Raw genomic sequence first — 3,465 nt, forward strand, 5'->3', positions numbered from 1 at the left:
TCGCTCCTTGATCGCCAAGGGGGAATTCGAAGAAGTGGAATCAGGCGATACATTCAACCAGCTAAGTCTGACGACCCGGCACTTCGTGCCTTAAGCTGCTTGAACGTCAGGAATGCCAAACGTTATGCGAAATCAACTAAGGGGAAAAACTGTATGAAAATAAAGAAAAAACTAGTTTTTATCAGTTGTATAATACTCTTCTTATTTATCTTAATTGTTTTAGTTAGCTATATGCTTACACCTCAACCAGTAAATGCGATGATGGTTAGTCTTTCTAGTATGACGGAATACGATAACAATATTTATTTGGAGGAGAGTATCCCAAAAAAGACTAAAGAGGAATTAATTAATGACTATGAGAAGTCAAAGATCAAAATATTAGATTATTTCGATGAGATTAGGGCAAAACCGACTATCATTTTTGTTCAATCTCCAGAATCCTTAAAACGTTATGCACAAAACCAAACTGGTCAGACTTACTATATGTACTGGGGTAATTATATTGTGATTGGCCCAAATGGGTTTAATGAAGATGTTATAGCGCATGAACTAATGCATTCTGAACTGAGAAAACGACTTAGAAACAAGAACTTAGTTCCAGTTTGGTTCGATGAAGGGTTAGCAACGTTAGTTGACAATAGATATTCAATTAATAATACAAATGAAATCAATTTTGATGATCTTGATGGACTAAAAAATAAGGGTACCTTTTATGATTTGATAAGATCTAGAGAGAATTATCTAATCGCAAAAAGTGAAGTTAGTAGGTGGTATAGAACTAATGGGAAAACAGGATTGAACAATCTTATTAACGGACTAAATAAAGGGATAACTTTTAACGAGCTCTACAAAGAAAAACAATAATGTAAGAAACTCATAGAAGAGTTGACTTCGCATAACACCATATTCAAGCATCGGAGCATCCGCCCCTCGGTCCGGCCGAAGTTAGATGTGGATTCGGAGGGGCATTTCAGTAGCGAGGTAGCGAATTCAACCGGACACATCCCTCCACCTAACCGCATCGCGGCCGCCCTTCGGGCTTAAGGTGGAGGGACGTCGTGAATACAACAACGTTATAGGAAAGATCGGTAATTAACGAAAATGCAATAAAAGAAAGAAGAGAACAGATGAAAATATATTTTGGAATCAAATATTGTGAAGACTTTTCAAATCGAAAGAAAATCGAACAAATATTAAATATGCTAGAATCTAAAGGACATGAAACCTACTGTGTCGTGCGAGATATGGAGGAATGGGGAGACCACGAGTATCAACCAGATCAATTAATGAAGGAAACATTCAAACAGATTGATAAAGCAGATATACTACTGATTGAATTTTCAGAGAAGGGAACAGGATTAGGTATAGAAGCAGGCTATGGATATGCTAAATCGAAACAAATTATTTTAATAGCTAAAGAAGGAGCTGAAATTTCGAAAACTTTGGAAGGAATATCAACCAAGATTATAACCTATAGAGACATTAATGAATTAGAACCTAAGTTACATAAAGTAATCGAACAACAAACATAGATAGTATAAGCTTCGAAGCCGATCCTTCCTATAACAAAGCATCTGTGCTTCGGGGCATTCGCCCCTTGGTTGTCGGGAGTGTAATCATGGAAGTGAACTCAGACAACACACGACCCGGCCTAAGATAAGAGCTATCTAAGGCCGGGTCGCGTCGCAGATGCGGATACGTTATCGGAAATCATCGAAAAGAATAACAATCATTATTAATATCTATAAATATCAAACAAAAGGTGATCAAATCAAATGTATAGATTTCGAAGTATTGAGAATTTATTAGGACAACATGAAGAACTTGAGAAGCAACAAATATATTTTGCATCGCTTGATCAATTAAATGATCCTATGGAAGGAACTCGTCGTTATTTTTGGAAGGGGGACAAAATAGTATGGGAAAATCTTATGAAACATTACCTACTTTGCTTAGAGCGTATAACTATGTTATCTACTTTATTAAATGATGACGAAGAAATTTTAAGGGAACATATACCGATTTATGAATGCTTAAGTAAATTACCCACCGAAATATATAAAGAACGAATGAAGAAAATTTATGATCAGTTCTTCTCTAGTAAGTTTGTTCAGGCCCATATTGAATTCGTTACTCGAAATCTAAACAATGTTTATCAAGAGGAATTGTATGTTCATCTTAGAATACTATCCTTAATAGCATTAGATTCCATTCTTACAGTAAACAAAGAGAGCGGATTTCCTCCAAGTATTAGCTTTGAGAATGTAAAGACAATTCTGAACCAATTTGATTTTGGGAATGCATGGACTTCAATGGATGAAGATGAATACAAGCAATTTATATGGACTATTCATGAAACTTTAAAGGTTTGGGATACTGGATTACTACATAAATTTAGAGATTCACCTAAAATTCATTTTCTATTAATTGAATTTACTCAGATGTATTTAGATGTCATTGTAGAGTTAACTTATCCTAAATCTTATGTGGCATGTTTTATGGATAATTGCACTAATCCTTCCATCTGGGGGACATACGGGGTAAATCATACAGGAGTTTGTCTGAAATTTAAGATGAATAATGAAAATCCAACTCTAGAATTAAAAGCGATTACATCTTACGGTTCTTCAGGATATGGGTATAATTACACAAATTTCGAAATGCATCCTATTGAATATTCCACTAGTTTTGATGAATTAGATTTTTTCGGAAATATAGGAAGCTTACCAATGCCACAGTTGAAAGAACAGTGGTACACAGATGATAATGGTGTTTATAGTGTATGTTCCGATAATGTACTAAATAAAACAGATGAATGGAGAAAACAACATTGGAGTATTTACTTAGGAGCTTATCTTAAAAAATTACCAGAGTGGTCGCATGAGAGAGAATACAGAATTATATTAACTAGCGCACTTGATTTTTATGATGAACCAGAAAATAGATTGTTAGAGTATAAATTCGAAGATCTTGAATCAATTATTTTCGGTATGAAGACACCTAAAAAAGCACGTCTAGAAATAATAGATATTATAAAAAGAAAATGCAAAGAAACTGGGAGAACAAATTTTGATATCTATGAAATGGCGTATTCAATTGAAATAAATGAATTTTATCCTCGTAAAATGAAGTCACTTACATAAAATCTGTTACCAATAATGAGATCATATTCGAAGAGGTCGATGACATCCGATAACATTACATTTCTGCGTCGTCGCTGGCGCTCCTTGGTCGCTAAGAGGGATATCGAAGAAGGTTAATCAAGCGACACATTCAACCGGCTAAGTCTGACGACCCGGTGCTACGCACCTTAAGCCGCTCGAACGTCAGAAATGTGGGTACGTTATGTGAAATTACCGAAAATAGGAATTATTAAGCATATACAGGAGGTCACTTTGAAAAAAATATTAGTTATCATTGCTTTATTACTAATCTGTTTATGTACCTATCTCGGATATATATATT

Annotated in this window: 3 protein-coding genes; all 3 read left to right on the forward strand. The window is 34.8% G+C overall.

Annotation, left to right across the window (positions count from 1 at the left end):
- Positions 1 to 153 precede the first annotated feature (153 nt).
- On the forward strand, positions 154 to 864 hold the full coding sequence (locus AC1D69_RS24915) for a hypothetical protein (protein ID WP_495458804.1): 711 nt from the start codon (positions 154 to 156) through the stop codon (positions 862 to 864).
- A 263-nt stretch (positions 865 to 1,127) separates the two neighbouring features.
- The gene (locus AC1D69_RS24920) at positions 1,128 to 1,532 is read left to right on the forward strand and encodes a hypothetical protein (protein ID WP_495458805.1); all 405 of its coding nucleotides are present in this window, start codon (positions 1,128 to 1,130) and stop codon (positions 1,530 to 1,532) included.
- 243 nt (positions 1,533 to 1,775) lie between these two features.
- Positions 1,776 to 3,143, forward strand: coding sequence for a hypothetical protein (locus AC1D69_RS24925; RefSeq protein WP_495458806.1), 1,368 nt, complete (start codon positions 1,776 to 1,778; stop codon positions 3,141 to 3,143).
- The last annotated feature ends 322 nt before the right edge of the window (positions 3,144 to 3,465 follow it).

This window comes from Paenibacillus sp. Y301 (assembly GCF_059445505.1).

What these genes read in the sequence shown, in the direction of transcription:
- AC1D69_RS24915 (WP_495458804.1), top strand. Translation starts at nt 154, where the DNA reads ATGAAAATAAAGAAAAAACTAGTTTTTATCAGTTGTATAATACTCTTC.
- AC1D69_RS24925 (WP_495458806.1), top strand. Translation starts at nt 1,776, where the DNA reads ATGTATAGATTTCGAAGTATTGAGAATTTATTAGGACAACATGAAGAA.
- AC1D69_RS24920 (WP_495458805.1), top strand. Translation starts at nt 1,128, where the DNA reads ATGAAAATATATTTTGGAATCAAATATTGTGAAGACTTTTCAAATCGA.